This is a genomic window from Sphingobacterium gobiense (assembly GCF_002980575.1).
GTDB lineage: Bacteria > Bacteroidota > Bacteroidia > Sphingobacteriales > Sphingobacteriaceae > Sphingobacterium > Sphingobacterium gobiense.
The window spans coordinates 764,041-783,470 of sequence record NZ_PVBS01000002.1; the positions used below are offsets into that span (position 1 = coordinate 764,041).

Here is a 19,430-nt window from a genome sequence, read left to right on the forward strand (position 1 = left end):
TATGCATAAGGTAGCATTTAGAATGCAATTGAAACCGGGTATGAAGGAAGAATATGAAAGGAGGCATGCTGCTATTTGGCCGGAATTGGTTCAGCTATTAAAAGAAAATGGCATAGCGGATTATACTATTTTTTTAGATGAGGAAACCGATACACTTTTCGCCGTACAATGCTTGACTGGAAAATCATCCCAAGAACTGGGAAAGACGGATGTCGTGCAACGTTGGTGGAAATATATGGCCGATATCATGGAAACCAATACCGACTTTTCACCTGTTTCTACACCTTTAACGAAAGTTTTCCATTTAGATTAAACGATGATGAAGAAGCGATTTTTAGCGATATTGATATGTTATGGCGTGGCCACTTCTGCCGGATGGGCACAAGATTTGTGGCCCAGTGTAACCAAAGAAATGAAGCCCTGGACACGTTGGTGGTGGCTAGGTTCCGCTGTAGATAAACCCAATCTTTCCAGAGAGATAAAACTACTGGATGAGGCAGGTTTCGGGGGCGTGGAAGTGACGCCTATATACGGCGCTAAAGGATATGAAGAGCGGTACATCCCCTTTCTGTCGGATAAATGGCTGGATATGCTGGCATTTACCGTAGATCAAGCAAACGCCCACCACATGGGCGTGGATATTAACCTAGGAACGGGCTGGCCATTTGGTGGACCGCAAATCGATGAGCAACATGCGGCTACCAAATTGTTTTTAGATGAGATCGATCTAAAACAAGGACAGGCCATGTCGTTTCCGCTAGGGGTAAGCGATACCAAGCAAAGCTTCAGTAAGTTACAAGCTCTCCGTGCTTACAAACCCAATGGAGAGGAGATTAATCTGGATAGTCAGATGCATAACCAGTCGGGAAGCTGGACAGCACCCGAAGACGTCCGGGTAATCGCTCTTTTTTCGGGTAGAACGCGTCAAAAAGTAAAGCGTGCTGCGCCGGGTGGTGAAGGCTTCACGCTTGACCATCTGGGGAAAGAACCTGTACAACGCTACTTTGATCATTTTCAAAAAGCATTTCAAGGAAAGGATCTACAGCTTCGTGCCTTTTTTAACGACAGTTATGAAGTATATGGTGCCAACTGGACGGATAACTTTTTACAGGTGTTTGAGGACAGAAAAGGATATAAATTACAGGCATATCTATTGGATTTTGCAGGAAAAGGTTCCGACAAAGATCAGGAAAAACGTGTGAAATCAGATTACCGGGAAGTGGTGAATGCTATCCTCCGGGATAACTTCTTGGTTCCTTTTACCTCGTTCGCCAATCAACACGGGGCGCTATCGAAAAATCAAGCACATGGATCACCGGGTAATTTGATCGATTTATATGCCAGTACCGATATTGCCGAATGTGAGACTTTTGGGTCGAGTTTTTTTGCTATTCCGGATTTGAGACGGGATAGCGCCGATGTTCGAAATGTTGATCCTGATCCGATGATGTTTAAATTCGCTTCCTCGGCAACGCACACGACGGGCAAGAAATATACGTCTTCCGAAACATTTACATGGCTTACCGAACACTTTAAAACATCCCTCGCGCAAGCAAAGCCAGAGGTAGAGCAATTGTTTTTGGCCGGTGTGAACCATGTATTTTATCACGGTACAACCTACTCACCGGAAGATGTACCTTATCCGGGTTGGTTATTTTATGCATCGGTTAATTTCACGACCAACAATTCGTTTTGGTCTCATCTTCCTGGGTTGAATAGTTATATTACGCGTGTACAATCTATTTTACAGACGACACAGGCAGATAACGAACTATTGGTGTATTGGCCGATATATGATGTTTGGCATGATACCAAAGCGCCATTTAAAACATTAAGTGTACACCATGTTGATGATTGGTTGCACCCAACCGAGTTCTACAAGCAAAGTATGTATCTCCAACGTCTGGGGTATAGTTTTGATTTTGTGACCGACGCCATTCTCGCTGAATCAAAGGTCAAGGACAACCTCGTTTTAACGGCAGAAAAAGCACGACCTTATAAGGTTATCTATATTCCTTCGACACATTATTTTTCAGAGAAAACCCTCGAAAACCTGTTGACGTTGGCACGTGATGGGGCAACACTCATTTTTGAAACACTGCCAAAAGATGTGAATGGCCTAGCGAATCTGGAAGAGCGTCGCAAAAAGATGAAAGATCTATTGGCGACATTTCAATTTGAAGAGGACGAGGAAAACCAGTATACCAGGTACGGCAATGGAAAGGTTTACCTTACTAAAGATATTTCCTCTGCCTTAGAAACGGAACAGCTTTACGCAGAGCGTTTAGCACGTACGGGCCTTAAATTTAATAGGCGGGTCACGGAAGAGGGAACGTATTATTATCTGGTAAACCATACCGATAAAATAATAGATCAGCACGTTCATCTAAACAGTATGGGCGAAAACTATACCTTGCTTGATCCACAGACGGGAGCGACGTTTAAGCTTCCCGCAGAGAAAGGTAGTGTTCGTGTACAGATTCCGGCCGGTTACACGTGGATCGTATATGTATCCGACACGGACAAAGCAGATATACCTTATCACTATATCGACGAGTTTCAGGACGAAAAGGTATTCGTAAATCCTTGGAAAGTTAGTTTCTTGAAAGGTGGCCCTCAATTACCCGAAGGCCGGGAATTGAACAGCTTGAGCTATTGGACGGACTGGGGAGATGAGACGGCTAATAAGTTTGCTGGTGAAGCAGCATATGAGACCTCTTTTACCATCTCGAAAAAATCCGATAAGGCTTATGAGTTGCAGCTGGGGGCAGTCAGCGAAAGTGCACGCGTATGGATCAACGGAAAGGATGCCGGTATCGTATGGGCGCATCCCTTTACGTTAGAAATTGGCGACTTGTTACAAAATGGAAAAAATGATATACGTATAGAGGTAGCTAACTTGATGGCGAACCGCATCCGAGATCTGGACAAACGAAACGTGTCTTGGCGTAATTATCACGAAATTAACTTCGTAAATATTGATTATAAAGATTTTGACGCTAGTAGCTGGAAACTGATGGATAGCGGTCTAAAAGGGCCGGTACGTTTATTTAGCTATTAACTCTGCTTAGTATATTGAGGAGAAGAGGCCGTTTTCTAAAAGGAAATGGCCTCTTTTTTTATTACGACCATGAAAGTGCATAACAGTTTTGTTACATAAACTTTCTACCTTGCTTTTGAGCTTTTATAAATCTATGGTATAACGAGTTGATAAATCTATGAGAGAACAGATCTTTTTTTATTGTTTACTTGCTTTTTTTCTGGGAGTTGGGTATCCGGTCGCTGCACAGGAGATGCTGCAAGGGAAGGTGATGGATGCGTCTCAGCGGCCGTTAATTGGCGTGTCTGTGCGGGTTTTGGGAGACGATAACCGGTCTGCATCATCAGGATCAGAAGGAGAATTTAGCCTTTCGGTTAACGTTGGCGAAACGTTACAATTTTCTTCGGTCGAATATGACAGCCAGCAGGTGGTGGTGAAAAGTATGCAACCGCTTACAGTGACGATGCGAGCGAAGGATGAAATACTGGATGAGGTAGTCGTCATTGGTTACGGCACACAGCGTCGTTCGGATGTCATCGCACCTGTTTCCAAATTTAATGCCGAAGGATTGGAAGAACGTCCCCTGGTGCGTGTCGATCAAGCATTAGTGGGACAGATGTCCGGTGTTCGGGTGAAACAGACAACAGGCGTACCGGGGAAGGGGTTTAGTGTACAGGTCCGAGGGTCCGGCTCTATTACGGCGGGAAGTGAACCGTTGTATGTGATCGACGGTTTCCCTTTGGCAACTGCAGCACCAAATGGATCGGGAAATTACGCACAGGGAAATCCTTTGGACAATATTAATCCCAATGATATTGAGTCGATTGAAGTATTGAAAGATGCTTCAGCAGCAGCAATTTACGGTTCCCGAGCAGCCAATGGCGTGGTTCTTATCACAACAAAGCGAGGGAAATCTGGCAAACCCCAGATCACGTTCAATACCTACTTAGGTGCGTCTTCGCCCTATCGAAAATTAGATATGTTGAATGGTGAAGAATGGATTGACCGTGCGGTGGAGATGATAAATGGCCAGTGGGTGGCTTCGGGTGCTGGACGCTCAGCAAATCAAACAATAGAGGAACGTCGCACCATTTTAGGCCTAGGTTCGGGTGGGTACAACACGTCCTTTATGTTTGACGAACGTTGGTTGCAGGATGGTCATCCGGGTATGCATTTGATTGACTGGCAGGATGAAGCGTACCGTACAGGTATGGTACAGAACTATCAATTGGGTGCTTCGGGAGGTACCGAGTACGTGAATTATTATGTGTCGGGAAATTATATGGATCAAAAAGGAATAATTCGGGGCTTGGATTATAAGAATTACGCATTACGTGCTAATGTTGATGTAAAACCGACAAAAAAACTGGCATTTGGTATGAATCTCGCCCCTACGTATTCTGAAGCCAATGATCCAGGAATAGAAGGAAAGGATAACATCATACACCAGATATATTCGATGACACCCGTACAAAATAATCCTGCCGGGACCGTCAATGTATTCGAAAATGCCCATTATCCGTGGAGTACATCGACCAATGACCCGATAGCTAAGCTGGAAAACTATATCGGAGAGAACAAAACAGCACGTGTTTTGGCGACATTATACGGACAGTACAATATTTTAGACAATTTGGTTTTCAAAACCACGGTGAATCTGGATCATACGGATCGGACCTCTTTTAGTTTTAGGCCGTATACAGTAGGAGGAACATTGCAACAACGGGTCGACAACCCGAATCAATCTACTTATGGGGCGAGTAACAAGTATCGGAAGCAGACTTTCGTCAACGAGAATACGCTAACGTATAATCTGGAATTAGACAGGCATAACCTTACGGCTCTGTTAGGACATGCATACAACTACGATCGATTTGATGCGTCATCTATTACCTCGCAAGGAGGATATAGAAACAGTAACATCAAAACCTTAAATGCAGCCGTTGGTACTATTGCGTCTACCAATGCTACCAAAAACTTGATGCTGTCTTATTTCGGACGTATACAGTACGCTTTTGATGGGAAGTATTTGTTTTCGGCGAGTATGCGTAGGGACGGATCTTCCCGTTTCGGGATGAACACGAAGTGGGGCTGGTTTCCTTCTGTGTCGGCTGGGTGGCGGTTGTCAGACGAAAATTTTATGCAGACAGCCGATTTTATACAAGATTTAAAGGTACGAGCCAGTTATGGCGAATCTGGAAACAATAACATCGGGGACTACAGTAGCATAGCGGTCCTAGGGGACGCTAATTATGCTTGGAACGGAAATACTGCACCTGGCTGGGCACCTGGTAATATCATCAATCCCGATCTCACTTGGGAGAAATCCAGAACCTTTGATGTCGGACTGGATTTCGCGTTATTTCGGTCGCGTTTATCAGGATCATTTGATTGGTACCAGAGAACAAGCAGTAACCTTTTGCTGAATGTGCCGACCATGTGGTCTACCGGTTTCGGATCTTTATTGGATAATGCTGGTGCAGTACAAAGTCGTGGATGGGACTTGGAAATTACGTCACGTAACATGCAGCGCGACAATTTTTCTTGGTCAACATCGCTCAATATCAGTCATAATACGAACAAAGTAACGCAGTTAATCGGTGATCAGCAGGAAATCCTGATTCCGTCTTCTTTTGATATCGAGCACAGTATTTTACGTGTCGGACAACCGATGTACAGTATCTACGTGGTGCAGCAAGATGGTATCCTTACACAACGAGATATCGATAACGGAGCCGCTTTATATGGTACGCAGGTAGCTGGCGATCCCCGCTATGTCGATGCTAACGGAGACGGCGTGATAGATGCGGAAGATCGTGTCATTGTTGGACATCCCAACCCGAATTATGTCTGGGGGATTACGAACGATTTCAAATACAAGAACTTCGACTTAAGCTTTATGTTTCAAGGGCAAAGTGGCGGACATCTATATTCGCTTTTAGGGCGGGCATTAGGGCGCACAGGACAAGGTGCTAGTGATAACGCATTAGGTTTTTACAGGGATAGATGGCGTTCAGCCGAAGATCCGGGCGAAGGTCGGGTCGGGAAGGCCTATTCTACCTTCGGCCGCATTAAAAATACCGATTGGTTGTATTCTTCCGATTACTGGCGCTTACGCAACGTCACTTTTGGATACAACTTCCGCGATTTACGGCTTGCAGGACAATCGCGGCTGAACTCGGGACGTATATATTTGACATTGGAAAACTTTTGGGGACAGGATAAATATGACGGTGGGCTGAATCCCGAATCGGCCAATACGAACCTCAGCGGCGACGACAACTATCCCGAAGCTGGTGACTATGGTGGACTAGCATTACCGAAAACAATTACATTTGGTATAAACTTGACTTTCTAAAAATGATGAAGAAGATATTATATTTAGCATTTAGTTTACTTTTGTGGTCGTCCTGTGATATGGATTTAAACCAACAACCTATATCGGACGCCTCGTCTGAAACCTATTTTCAGACAGTAGATGATTTTAATCAGGGGTTAAATGCCGTGTACAGTTCGTTGAGAGGCTATCCAGACCGATTGATGAGCTTAGCAGAGACCCGTTCAGACAACCTGCATGCGATTTCTGACGGAGGAGTGCGTGATTGGGAAGGTATTAACAGTTTTCATCGAACTATCGCAAGCAACCCTTATGTGGAAGAAGCTTGGGAGACAAATTTCAACGGTATTTTCAGGGCGAATAATTATCTGGAACAATTAGCACAAAAAGGAGAATCCGTTATCTTAGATGAGGAAGTACGTCGCCGCATGGAAGGACAGGTGCGGTTTTTACGTGCATTTTATTATTTTGACTTGATTCGTTATTTCGGAAGGGTACCACTGATAGATAGGGTGGTCGATGCAACTGAGGCGAAAGCTATTCCCCGTAGTCCAGTCAGTGAAGTGTATAACTTGATCATTGAAGATTTGAATATGGCTATAAGTTATTTGCCCGCTCCGAGTGAATATGCTGTTCAAGATAAGGGAAGAGCAAATAGATATAGTGCGAAAATGTTGCTCGGATTAGTTTATATGACACGTTCGGGGCCAGATTTGGGAGTTGAAGGTGCAGGTTTAAATACGAACGAATGGGACAAAGCAGTTGAGCAATTTAACGATATCATAGCAAGTCATGAGTTTGCGCTATTGCCTTCCTATAGTGCCATATTTGACTACGATAATGAACGTAACGAAGAGGTTATCTTCAATATTGAATACGCTAGCGGAGCGAATCCCATTGTAGGTTCGACGTTCCCTTGGGTGCTCGTTCCTGATATTTGGTTTGTTGAGGTTTTAGGTCTCCCGACACAGGGAGGATTAACCATACGGCCGGTAGCAACGGACTTGCTGAGAGCCTACGAAACCACAGACGTCCGTAGATCCTTTAGCATTCAGGAGGGGTATAGCTATGGAAGTGTGGTGGAAACCCGTTCCTTTATTAAAAAATTTGTGGATATCACAAAAGTGCCAACGACAAGCAGGTTTGACTGGCCGATCAACTATATCGTATACCGTTATACAGACTTGTTGCTGTTAAAAGCAGAATGCGTGCTTAACGGGGCGCCGGGCTCCATGGATACCGATGTGGATGGCGTGGTCAATGCGGTTCGTGAACGTGCCGGGCTGACAACACCGTTAACGGGCGTCACTAAAGCGCAACTGTTGGAAGAGCGTCGTCGCGAATTTATTGGAGAGGGAACCCGTTGGTTTGATCTTATCCGTTCGGGAACAGTAGAAGCGACTATGCAGGCATGGATTGAAACGGAGGATACGGGAGGGCAGATGCGGGATTTCCAGATGGACTATGTGTTATATCCCGTTCCGCAATCAGAAATGAATACAGCTCCGGGATTATACGACCAGAACCCGGGTTATTGAGTTATTGATGGTATTGTTGTGAGAGCTGCTTGACCAGATTAAGCAGCTCTCTTACATTGTATCCTTCTACCACAGGATACGGCATGATAGCTTTATACAAGGCATTCTGTATCTTGCAAGCGACAACTCTTTATAAACGAATATGTATAAAAAATATGAGAAGATCGTATTTATCAATGGGAATCCTATCCGTGTTGGGATTAATGTCATGTCAAGAGACGGCAACTCATGAGACGAAGGTAACCGATTCCAATACGCCGCTGCATTTGCTAGCTCCAGAATATACAACACCCTATAAAATGTGGACAGCAGCGGAAATCAAGCAACACCTGGACCGCATATTCGTTTATCTGGATGAAGAGACACCTACTCGTGTACGGGATACCGCATCGGGCAAAGAAATCACGGACTACATGCAGTTAAATGAACACAGCCTATTGGAAAATGGTGATTTCCGTCTGGCGAGCTACGAATGGGGAGTGACATACACCGGAATGCTGGAGGCAGCAGTAGCCACGGCCGATTCTAAATACCGGGAATATGTTGCGAAACGCTTTAATTTTCTGTCAGAAGTGGCACCGCATTTTTTACGTTTGCATAAAGAACACAACGTCGTGGATAGACAAATAAGGCAGGTGATATTACCTGGTTCACTGGACGATGCAGGCGCAATGTGCGCTGCCATGATTAAATTTAGTCGTATAGCTTCCGACGCAGATTACGGACATATGATCGACAATTACATGGATTTTATCGAGAATAAAGAACACCGTTTGGCAGATGGGACTTTCGCGCGTATGCGGCCGCAGGCGAACAGTCTGTGGCTTGACGATATGTACATGGGCATTCCTGCTCTTGCACAAATGGGGGAATATACTGGCGAGAAGCGTTACTTTGATGAGGCTTTGCGTCAGATAAAGCAGTTTACGCAGCGGATGTTTGTGCCGGATAAAGGATTATATATGCATGGTTGGATCGAAAGTGCAGACAGCCATCCGGCTTTCCATTGGGCGAGAGCCAACGGATGGGCATTGCTTACGTTAACCGAAGTGCTTGATGTCCTACCTCAGGATCATCCCGAACGGGCGGATATCCTTAGCATTTATCAAGCACACGTTAAAGGTATAGCGTCTTATCAGTCGGGTACAGGGTTCTGGCATCAGTTGTTGGATCGCAGCGATTCCTATTTAGAGACGTCGGCTACAGCAATCTATGTCTATTGTATTGCACGCGGGATTAATAACGGCTGGTTAGACGCCATTTCTTATGGGCCAGTAGCCCAACTAGGTTGGAGTGCCGTGTCAACTCAAATCAACGAGCATGGACAGGTGGAAGGGACTTGTGTAGGTACAGGGATGGCTTTCGATCCTGCCTATTATTATCATCGTCCGGTCAATGCATATGCTGCTCATGGATATGGACCGACACTTCTAGCAGGAGCAGAAATGATTACTTTGATAAAAAAATTCTATCCGAAGATAAACGACAGTGCTATTCAATACTATAAGAAGGACCCCCAAACGGATGCGGCAATTTTTGGGGTAGATGGACAAACGTATTAAAAAGTTTACATTTTTTTATATTTAACGGGCTGTTCTCTAGTGAGCAGCCTGTTTTTTTATGACGCAGAACAGGACACTCCATGATGCATCGCTTTGGGGAATGGTTTATATTTAAAAGTCGTAAACCAGAGTGACAGTGTGGAGGGAAATCATTTATGACGCCATAAACCAATATAAATGAGTAACAAAAACAGAAAATTTGTAGGCGTAATGATGTTGATTTTACTGGTCAACATGTTTCACGGGGTGTCACAGCCACGGGAGCCCAGGTTCAAGACGTATTCTACAGAAAGTGGTTTATCTCACAACGGTGTCGCGTGTATTATAGAAGATGCCGAAGGTTTTATATGGTTCGGCACTTGGGATGGGTTGAACAGATACGATGGGGATGATTTTGTTGTCTATAAATCGCAGCCCGGAGACCGTTCTACTTTGAAAAATAATAAGATAAGAGATATCGTTGAAGGTAAGCGCGGGTATTTATGGATAAGAACATTCGATAAGAAAGTCTATCGATTTGACAAGCGGAAAGAAGAATTCTTGCCGATAATCACAACGGATAAAGGAGAGAGTTTGGAGCATCTATTCATCGCCGAAATCATTCCTGCGGCCAATGGAGATGTTTGGTTAACCACGGAGGAGAAGGGTATTATATGTGTTTCAGCATCGGACAACGGAACCCTCCATATTGTGAACTACGGAACAGAAACCCCGTACTTAGGCGATAATGTCAATTTTGTTTTTGAAGACAATCAGCAACGGGTGTGGTTTGGTACGACAGACAGTTTATTATGCCTGATCAAAGAAAAAAATACCTACGTTCCTCATTTGGCCGCCGCTACGCCGTCCTATGGAGGTACGCTGAACTTCACCAAAGCGGTTACGGATAAAGAGGGGAGATTATTTTTTGCAACGTCAGATGGTATTGTCGTGCAATACGAGTCTACATCCAAAACTTTTTCGCAAAAAAGGATATTGAAAGGCGCTGTCTTAGATATGCTAATTTCCAAAACAGGCAAACTCTATCTAACCGCGGAAAAGCAAGGATTAACCGTTTATGATTATCAGAACGGGATCTGCAAGCAATATACAAACGATTATGCCACCTATTTATCTATGTATGAAGACCGAAGTGGAAACCTATGGCTAGAGCCGGAACGCGATGGTGTGGTTTTGTATGAACCGGCAAGCAATATGTTTCGCCCCTTTGTACATAAAAAAGACCATAACTTACCTTTTATGCCTAGAGGGACCTTCGAGAATGACGGTAGTTTTAAGGTTTTTGAGGATGTTAACAATGTCGTGTGGGTTTGCATGAAGTGGGGCGGATTTGGTTACTACGACAGGAACAAAAACGACCTATCTTATTTTTATAATCATCCAGATGATAAGAGTCGTTTATTTTCCAATAATCTTGTCGCTGCGTATTCTGATAAAAAAGGTGTTTTGTGGTTTTGTACAAGAAACGGAGGTGTGCATAAAGCTACTTTTTTTTCTGATAATTTTAAACATCGACGACTCGTCGATACCGCCCCGGGGCGATTTGATAATGAAATCAGAGCATTACTTCGGGATTCTGACGGAAAGGTTTGGCTGACCAATAAACATGGAGACATCTATTTTCACAAAAACGACAACCTAAAACGGCTGGAAAATGATCAAATTCCGGGAAGTATCTACTGTATAACAGAAGATCGGCACAAAAATATCTGGATTGGAACGAAAGGCTATGGACTAGTAAAACTGATGCCTGAAAACGAACAACGAACCAGGTACCGGGCAATACGGTATGAAAACGATCCTAACGATATCACAAGTTTGAGCAGTAATCAAATTTATAGTATTACAGAGGATGATAAAGGCCGATTGTGGGTCGGTACGTTCCAGAAAGGACTGAACCTACTCGTTGAGGAAAGCGGAAAGGTCCGTTTTAAAAACGTGCACAATTCTTTTAAAAACTATCCCAAACGAACATTTAATGTCATACGACACAGTCTCCAAGGACCGGATAACCGAATATGGTTAGGAACGACTGATGGGCTTCTTCGCTTTGATCCTGACGAAAATCCCGATGACATGAAGTTCATCCCCACTGTAAAAGTAGCCGGTGATAAACATAGTCTCGGAAATAATGATATTATGTATCTTTTTCGGTCGAAAAGCCAGGAAATATGGATTGGTACGTTTGGGGGAGGGTTGAATAAAGTAAAGAATAAGACTGATCAGTTTGAAACGGACCTTAAATTTATCGCGTTTACCAAGGAGCAAGGTCTACCCAATGATATCATATTGAGCATCACGGAGGAAAGTAACGGTAATCTCTGGATGACCACGGAGAACGGCATTGCTATGTTGGATGTAAGAACACAAGAATTCAGGAATTATAGCACGTACAACGGCTTGCCGAGAGCAGATTTCTCTGAAGCGGCGTGCCTTCAATTGCCTAATGGAGAGATTTTTTTCGGATGTATGGATGGTTATATTTCTTTCTATCCGGATAAGATCGTGAACGAAAAGTTTCCCGGAAACATGGTCTTTACGGGTATGCAAATCTATAATAAGGATATTGATATTACGGATCCGAAATCGCCACTTAAGACGTCCGTGAACTACGCAGATGAAATTGTGTTGAATTATGATCAGGATGTCATCACTATAGCGTACACGGTGTTAGACTACAGGTTCCCTGATGATATATCCTATGCCTATATATTGGAAGGGTATGACAAAGAATGGCACAACGTAAAAAATCAAAAACAAGCAACTTATACCAAAATACCTCCCGGACGTTACACGTTTCGGGTCAAAACGGCGAACAGCGGATATTTCGAGAATGTGCCGGAGAAAAGTATTTCTATTATAGTAAACAAACCGTGGTGGCTGAGCAATTGGGCAATCCTCTGTTATGTTATTTTGGCTATCTGTGCATTGGAAATAGCCAGAAGGATTATTTTCACCATGATCAAGTTGAAGCATAAAATATCCGTGGAGAAGAAAATGACGGAACTGAAAATGCAGTTCTTTACGAATATTTCCCACGAATTGAGAACGCCGTTAACGCTTCTCGTTAATCCGCTGCTCAAGTTAAAACAAACCGAAACGTTATCAGAAAGAGGGGCTAAATATTTGGACGTAGCCAATAAAAATACGAATCGAATGGTTAGGTTCGTCAACCAGTTATTGGACTTTCGTAAAATACAGGCCCGAAAAGCCGAGCTCAATATAGAAAAAGTAGAGGTTGTGGCGTTCATACGGCGATTGCTAGACAACTTTGATGATCTTGTGGAGGATAAGAATATTAACCTAAAGGTGATCTCTTCAGCATCGGAGCTATATGCTTGGTGTGATAAAGATAAGATGGATATTGTGTTTTTCAATATTATTTCCAACGCGGTTAAGTTTTCACCGAAGGATAGCGATATTCTCATTCGTATAGAAAAAAACACAGGATATCTTCTTATACAAGTTGTGGACGAAGGTGACGGGGTTGCGGAGGATCAGCTTGATGCTATTTTCGAGCTTTATTACGAAGGAGATAATCGCCAGCATAAAACGTTTAAGGGCACAGGAATTGGTTTGGCCTTATCCAAGGATATTATGTGTTTGCATAAAGGAACGCTACGTGCAGAAAAAAATCAGCGGATCGGTATGACTTTTACAATTGCGCTACTGGATGGAAACGCTCATTTTGATCCTGCCGATTTGAAAAACCAATCTGTAGCATTTTGCGAGGATGGAATATACGCCAACAGCGGACCAAAGACTTCGGATACAGCCGTGTCCGAAGGAGCAGAAGGGTTACCTAAACTACTTTTAGTAGAAGATAATCCGGAATTAAGACGGTTTATTGCGGATGAATTTAAATCTGTGTATCATATATATGAGGCGAGCAATGGTGCGGAAGGCTATAAAACAGCTGTTGAAATGATTCCAGACGTCATTATTTCCGATGTGATGATGCCAGAGGTTAGTGGTATTGAGATGTTAATAAAACTAAAAGACGATGCGTCAACGAGCCATATACCCCTTGTTTTATTAACGGCTAAGTCAGCCATAGAAGATCAGATACAAGGACTATCGTACGGAGCCGATTTTTATATAACCAAGCCATTCCATATCGATTATGTTAGGTATTTATTGCGTAACCTGATGAAGAGCCGGCAGAAAATGGTTGCCGATATGCTGGAGAAACCCACTGTATTGAAACTAGAACCTGCTGAAGTGGTCATTACTTCTAAAGATGAAGCTTTTTTAAGAGACGTTATCCAGATTATCGAGAAAGGGATGTCGGATACCGCCTTCAATATTGACACAGCTGTAAACGCGATGGCAATGGGAAGAACTACATTCTACAAAAAGTTAAAAAGTTTGACGAATATGTCTCCGGTTGAATTTATTAGAGATATTAGACTAAAAAGGGCAAAGCAGCTGTTGGATACGGGTGAACTTACCATAACAGAAGTAGCCTACAAAGTGGGGTTCAACAGTTCGGGATATTTTAGTACATGTTTTAAGGAAATGTATGAAATATCGCCATCTGATTATTTAAAAAAAACCAATAAACCATAACAAAAATGCATAATTGATTTTGTCATAGAAGGCATTCTGCCATACAATATCGTTTTGTTTTGACCGATAATGCCTCTAAAGCGACCATAAGGAGGGTATGTCAATTATTAGATAAATTCTGTCAAATTTTAAAAGTAAAAAAAGCTTACTTGCTCTACATTTGACGATGTGAAGTAACAGATACATCGTGTTAACAGATGTAACCATTGAACACCAAAATATAAACTTTAGACGTTTCTTTATTTGTTGTTAGCTGCAGAGGTAAACAGATGTTAAAACGTAACTAATTTAAATCGATATGAAAAAGAAATTATTAAACCTGTTAACTGGTATGATGCTATTGGGGACAGTAGTCCTAGTGTCGTCGTGTGAAAAATTACGAGAGCATTTCGATCCGGTAGAAGATGGTCCGACTTTAGCTTTTCCTGGAGCAGAAGGCTTTGGACGTTATGCTACAGGCGCGAGAGGATATGAATCGCCGGAGATATATGTAGTTACCAACTTGAATGATAGTGGTCCCGGCTCTTTTCGCGACGCCGTGAGCCGCCCAGGACGTTTTGTGGTCTTTGCTGTTGGTGGAATCATCAACCTGCAATCACGTATAGCGGTGCCTGCCAACACGACGATTGCGGGCCAGACGGCGCCTGGAGATGGTGTCGTGTTTTACGGACGAGGCTTTTCATTCAGTGGATCGAACAATACCATTGCTCGTTATTTGCGTATTCGGTGCGGTTGGCTAGCTGGAGCCGGACGTAACGAAGATGCGGTAGGAATAGCCAATGGTGATAATATGATTTTCGACCATTTGTCGGTTGCTTGGGGTGTCGATGAAGTATTTTCGATGAATGGAAGTGCAATCAATAACATTACGTTGCAAAATAGCATTATTGCGCAAGGCGTCCATAGACATAACCATTCTGCCGGTGGGCTGATGGAACCAGGAGGCCCTCTCAGTATCATCCGGAATTTGTATATCAGTAATAAAACGCGTAATCCCAAAGTAAAAGGAATTAATGAATTCGTGAATAACGTCGTGTATAATTTCGGTAACGTAGGGAATACGTATGGTCACACGGTCTCCGGAGATGGATATATCATGGGGGGATCTGCTGGCATCTCTGAGGTAAACATTGTTAACAACTACTTTATTGCCGGACCACATACACCGTCAAAAAATACACCCTTCTCCAGAGGTACACCTACTTTCAGTCTATATGCGTCAGGCAATTTTTGGGATGACGATAAAGACGGTGTGCTCAATGGAAGCGCAGTTCCGCGAAATACAAATGGTTATCCAGGTGTCGAAATGGCTAATTTTCAGCCTCATCCATATGACTACCCTTATACACCAGCAGCAATGGGTCCAAGAAAGGCATTTGATTGGGTCGTTCAGCATGTAGGCGCAAATTATCCGAAGCGTGACGAATTGGACGAATTGCTCATTGGAGAGGTTAGTTCGCTGGGAACCGAGGCAGTATATGTGTATACGGAGGCGGACGTTCCCCTAGCCAATGGCGGTCTTGGCGAGGTTAAAGGAGGGGAGGCGCCGACGGACAGTGACGGAGACGGAATTCCAGATGCATGGGAAGACGCCAATGGACTTGACAAGCATGACCCTACCGACGCCCTGGCAGCCAACAAGAAAAAGCGGGGATACTTAAATATCGAAGTGTATATAAATAGCTTGGTAGAAGATTAGGCGACCGACGATGAGCAAAAAAACAGACCTATTCATTCGGGTATTTATCTTGATTATCCTTGCTTCGGGGTACACGTTGCAAGGACAATCATTGCTGTCTTTTCCAGGCGCTGAAGGATTTGGTCGTTTTGCGAAAGGGGCGAGGGGATACGTAAAACCTCAGATTTATCTGGTGACCACGCTTGCCGATGACGGTCCAGGATCTTTTCGTGAAGCGGTAGGCCTACCGGGACGTTTTGTGATCTTTAGGGTCGCAGGGGTAATACGTTTAAAAAGTAATGTTACGGTCGCTCCGTATACAACAATTGCTGGGCATACTGCTCCAGGAGATGGAGTTATATTGTACGGCCGTAAAGTGTCGTTTTCCGGATCTAGTGAAACCATTGCACGTTTTTTACGTATTCGCTTAGGAACCAATGCTGGAGCCGGACAAAATGATGATGCTTCTGGCATATCCAGTGGCACAAACATTATGTTGGACCACATGTCTTTTAGTTGGGGGTTAGATGAAGTATTCTCCATTAATTGGGATAAAAAAGGGCCAGAACCGGATAGCATTACCATTCAGAATAGCATTATCGGCCAAGGGCTTCATCGGTATAACCATTCTGCGGGAGGGTTGATGCAGACAGGAGGTAAAATATCCATATTAAAATCTTTATACATCAGCAACAAAACACGTAATCCAAAGGTGAAGGGGATTAACGAGTTCGTGAACAATGTTGTTTACAATTTTGGTAATGCCAATAAGACACAGGACGAACATAAGCTGTCGGCAGATGCTTATATTTTAGGCGGTGGTTCGGCAATGATTTCCAACGTGCTGATATTGAATAATTATTTTATAGGGGGACCGGCAACACCGAAAACACAACAGACACCGTTTTCACGAGGGAATGAGAATTTTAATCTGTATCAGATCGGAAATTATTATGATAATAACCAAAATGGTGTGTTAGATGGGGAGTTGATAGAAGCGAACGAACAATGGTATCCCGGGCTGGAATCAGAAAATTTCAAAACGGAGGCCGACTATGCCGATTACCCTTCGGTGTCACCGGTACTGGGTGCGTGTGAAACCTATCAGTATGTGGTTAATCACGTTGGTGCTGTGTTGCCCCGAAGAGATGCTGTGGATAGCCTTTTGATTGGTGAGTTAAAGAGCAAAGGGTTACGGGGCGCGTATGTTTACCAGGAGTCCGATTTGCCTTTACGTAATGGTGGCCTTGGGGATATTGCAAACAACTACGCACTATCGGATACAGACAACGACGGTATCCCTGATGTATGGGAAGATCGAATGGGATTAGATAAAAATGATAGTTCCGACGCATTAAAGCCGAGCAAGGATCGGGATTACATTGGATACTTGAACATAGAAGCATATTTGCATCGGCTCGCAGCTGATTAGCCTAACTAACAATTGAATGATAAACAACTAACAATTTAGATAAACCAATTTAAAATGCTAATGAAAAAACTGTTACTATACACCTTAGGTGTGGCTGTAGCTTGTTTTGTGGCGTGTTCAAAGAAAGAACTGGTTGCACATTACGAGCGCCCAGATTGGCTTAAAGGCAATAGCTGGGAGGTCTTGGAGGAGAGAGGTAATTTTACCTTGTTTCTAGAAGGAGTCGAACGAGCCGGTTTTCGTGAAGTGTTAGAAGGGAAGACAATTGCTACCATTTTTGCTCCCTCAGACGAGGCATTTCTGCACTATCTGACCAGTAATAACTGGCCGTCTGTGCAGCAGGTACCATATGATGAGCTGAAAAAATTAATAGGCTATCACGTAGTTTATTACGCGTATAATAAGACTATGCTGGAAAATTACCAGCCTAATGGGAGCGAAGCATTGGAACCCAATCGCGCGGGGCTTTATTATAAGCACCGTACGCGTAGCTCCGATTCGATAAGCTTGGAAATGGATGTGGTTGCCGGACGGCAGCGTATGGTATACAATAAGGATCGTTTTCTACCGGTTCTGTCGAACCGGCATTTTCAAACGAAAGGAATTGATGCGACTAGCAATTATGAGTTTTTTTTCGGCGCCGGCACATGGAAAGGAGCTGACGGCTTCAATGTGGCGAATGCGGGTATCAGTGAGTATGCTATACCGACGGATAATGGTTATGTTTATCTTATTGATGAGGTGTTGAAGCCCTTGAATACCTTGTTTTCTTTTATCAAAGAACAACCGAACTATAGTAATTTTCTCGAGATTTATGATCGGTATCGTACTTATACGTACGATGAAGAGACGAGTGTGGATTATGGGCGGGCAGGCGATTCGCTTTATCACGTGTCACATGGCCCACTACCGGATATAGCATCGGAATGGACAAGCATGGGCTTGAGTGGTGCGGTATCTTATTTCGATCTAGCGGGGCTGTCTTATCGTAGTTTTAATATTTTTGGTCCGAGTAATCAAGCGCTACAAGCTTTCTATACCGAGTATTTTTCGAATTATTATCCCTCGTTGAACGATGTTGATATGTTACCGCTCCTGTTACTCCTGTACAACCACGTATATGAGGGGAATATCGTTTTCCCTTCGGAAATTGGAAATAATCCGGATATTAAAACATTTTTCGGTACCGATATAGACTTTGATCCGAACAGTGATGTCAGCGCAGCGACGATTGCCGCTAACGGAACGTTTTATGGACTAGATAAAGTGATGGTACCCGATATGTTCAAGAGTGTTACGGGGCCGGCTTTTAGAGATCCAAAATATCGCATTTTCATGTACATGCTATTCCAAACTGGGCTGTATACTACACTGGCTAGCCACGACATCGATTATACATTGTTTATTCCAACGAATGAGGCTGTGCTGGAGACTTACATAGGCGATAGTCAATTGTTTTGGGATGAGGGTGATCCGCGCGTTTTCGGAGACGAGCAAATTCAAGTGGAAAACGCTGACGGTATCTTAGTACCGTTGTCAATTAACCAAATGAACCGTTTCGTCTCGGATCATATTGTGTACAACCGCATAAGTTCGCTGAACGGAAAAAGTGTGTACCGTACGCGTAATAACTACGGTTATGTGTATGTTCAAGATGGAGCAGTCAATTCTACACAAACCTATAATGAAGCGGAAAGTATACCCGTATCAACCATGCCGGGAAACTGGTATAACGGAAATGCTTACCAAGTGGAGCGTACTATGGGGTCAGATTCACGTAGTATTAAGTTTACCTTGATCAGTGCTGAGTCGGAAGCTAATGTTTTGCACCCGTATGCCGAGTTTTCAAAATTGCTTTCTCGAGCCGGAATGATGGAAGTAGGAAATTCGCTGTCGTTTTTGTTTGGGAATCGTTTTTTGTTGTTTGCGCCTGACAATGAAACGGTGCGGCAGGGACTGGAAAACGGCCTTATCCCGGAGGATAATAACGAATTGGCGAGTTATTTACGGGCATATTTTGTGTCGGTACCGGATAACTCCTTGCCAGATTATCCATTCCCTGGATTCGGCGTTGAGGGCACATGGGAAACCGCTTTACGTCGCGGGCCGATGGCTTACCGGCAAATCAGCCTCAACGATCGGAGAACTGCACTAGAGTTGGTCGATGAAGACGGCACAGTCATTCCCATTGTAGGCGATTTCCCTCAAGTGTTCAGTGACGGAGCTGTTTACAGAATTAATAAATTGTTGAAACGCTAAAAGCGCAGCAGATTA

General features: G+C 43.6%; 9 protein-coding genes. All 9 read left to right on the top strand.

Translation table 11 applies throughout. From position 1 onward, the window contains the following. The first annotated feature begins 1 nt into the window (after nucleotide 1). The 9 genes from rhaM to C5749_RS12115 all read left to right on the top strand — a co-directional run bounded on the left by rhaM (nucleotide 2) and on the right by C5749_RS12115 (nucleotide 19,415). Nucleotides 2-313, top strand: a complete 312-nt coding sequence (gene rhaM / locus C5749_RS12075; RefSeq protein WP_105726365.1) for an L-rhamnose mutarotase — start codon at nucleotides 2-4, stop codon at nucleotides 311-313. 3 nt (nucleotides 314-316) lie between these two features. Further along, nucleotides 317-3,061: a glycosyl hydrolase gene (locus tag C5749_RS12080; protein WP_105726367.1), complete on the top strand. Its 2,745-nt coding sequence runs from the start codon at nucleotides 317-319 to the stop codon at nucleotides 3,059-3,061. A 157-nt stretch (nucleotides 3,062-3,218) separates the two neighbouring features. After that, nucleotides 3,219-6,398, top strand: coding sequence for a SusC/RagA family TonB-linked outer membrane protein (locus C5749_RS12085; protein WP_105726369.1), 3,180 nt, complete (start codon nucleotides 3,219-3,221; stop codon nucleotides 6,396-6,398). 2 nt (nucleotides 6,399-6,400) lie between these two features. Then, entirely contained in the window at nucleotides 6,401-7,915 is a 1,515-nt protein-coding gene (locus C5749_RS12090; protein WP_245893748.1) for a RagB/SusD family nutrient uptake outer membrane protein, read from the top strand. A gap of 155 nt (nucleotides 7,916-8,070) precedes the next feature. Continuing rightward, complete coding sequence (locus C5749_RS12095) at nucleotides 8,071-9,477, top strand: glycoside hydrolase family 88/105 protein (RefSeq protein ID WP_105726371.1); 1,407 nt, start codon at nucleotides 8,071-8,073, stop codon at nucleotides 9,475-9,477. Nucleotides 9,478-9,654: 177 nt separating this feature from the next. Then, a complete protein-coding gene (locus tag C5749_RS12100; RefSeq protein WP_105726373.1) occupies nucleotides 9,655-14,046 on the top strand; it encodes a hybrid sensor histidine kinase/response regulator transcription factor in 4,392 nt (1,463 codons plus the stop codon). Between the two features lie 298 nt (nucleotides 14,047-14,344). After that, entirely contained in the window at nucleotides 14,345-15,745 is a 1,401-nt protein-coding gene (locus tag C5749_RS12105; RefSeq protein ID WP_105726375.1) for a pectate lyase family protein, read from the top strand. A 10-nt stretch (nucleotides 15,746-15,755) separates the two neighbouring features. Further along, the gene (locus C5749_RS12110) at nucleotides 15,756-17,156 is read left to right on the top strand and encodes a hypothetical protein (RefSeq protein WP_105726377.1); all 1,401 of its coding nucleotides are present in this window, start codon (nucleotides 15,756-15,758) and stop codon (nucleotides 17,154-17,156) included. A 60-nt stretch (nucleotides 17,157-17,216) separates the two neighbouring features. Beyond that, complete coding sequence (locus C5749_RS12115) at nucleotides 17,217-19,415, top strand: fasciclin domain-containing protein (protein WP_181151388.1); 2,199 nt, start codon at nucleotides 17,217-17,219, stop codon at nucleotides 19,413-19,415. Nucleotides 19,416-19,430: the final 15 nt, after the last annotated feature.

Coding starts and splice junctions, on each gene's coding strand:
- C5749_RS12115 (WP_181151388.1), top strand. CDS start 17,217: ATGAAAAAACTGTTACTATACACCTTAGGTGTGGCTGTAGCTTGTTTT.
- rhaM (WP_105726365.1), top strand. CDS start 2: ATGCATAAGGTAGCATTTAGAATGCAATTGAAACCGGGTATGAAGGAA.
- C5749_RS12085 (WP_105726369.1), top strand. CDS start 3,219: ATGAGAGAACAGATCTTTTTTTATTGTTTACTTGCTTTTTTTCTGGGA.
- C5749_RS12100 (WP_105726373.1), top strand. CDS start 9,655: ATGAGTAACAAAAACAGAAAATTTGTAGGCGTAATGATGTTGATTTTA.
- C5749_RS12110 (WP_105726377.1), top strand. CDS start 15,756: ATGAGCAAAAAAACAGACCTATTCATTCGGGTATTTATCTTGATTATC.
- C5749_RS12080 (WP_105726367.1), top strand. CDS start 317: ATGATGAAGAAGCGATTTTTAGCGATATTGATATGTTATGGCGTGGCC.
- C5749_RS12095 (WP_105726371.1), top strand. CDS start 8,071: ATGAGAAGATCGTATTTATCAATGGGAATCCTATCCGTGTTGGGATTA.
- C5749_RS12090 (WP_245893748.1), top strand. CDS start 6,401: ATGATGAAGAAGATATTATATTTAGCATTTAGTTTACTTTTGTGGTCG.
- C5749_RS12105 (WP_105726375.1), top strand. CDS start 14,345: ATGAAAAAGAAATTATTAAACCTGTTAACTGGTATGATGCTATTGGGG.